The following is a 228-nucleotide window of genomic DNA, read 5'->3' as shown; positions in this document are numbered from 1 at the left end:
CGTATTGCGTGTATTCAGGGAACTCAGCACAGAAACCTGGCTTTTCGCCGCCAGCAATATCAAATGCTACGACGCCCTTACCAAGGTATGGCTTACCTGCATCGATCACGTCTTTGATTGAATCTTTAGGGAACATACGCAGTACAGACATAATGTAGTTGCCCTTGATGTCGTATTTCTCTTCAGCACGCTTCATGCCTTTCACTGCACTTGCAATGATCGCGTCAA

Annotated in this window: 1 pseudogene; it reads right to left on the bottom strand. The window is 46.5% G+C overall.

Features of this window, described 5'->3' with window-relative positions:
* Positions 1–228: pseudogene (locus tag A3712_RS22865) on the bottom strand (adenosine deaminase); the annotation flags it as partial.

The sequence above is a fragment of the Vibrio sp. HI00D65 genome (assembly GCF_001635455.1).
Taxonomy (GTDB): Bacteria; Pseudomonadota; Gammaproteobacteria; order Enterobacterales; family Vibrionaceae; genus Vibrio.
Note: the sequence above shows the minus strand (reverse complement) of the source record. Positions and strands in the feature narration are given on the sequence as shown.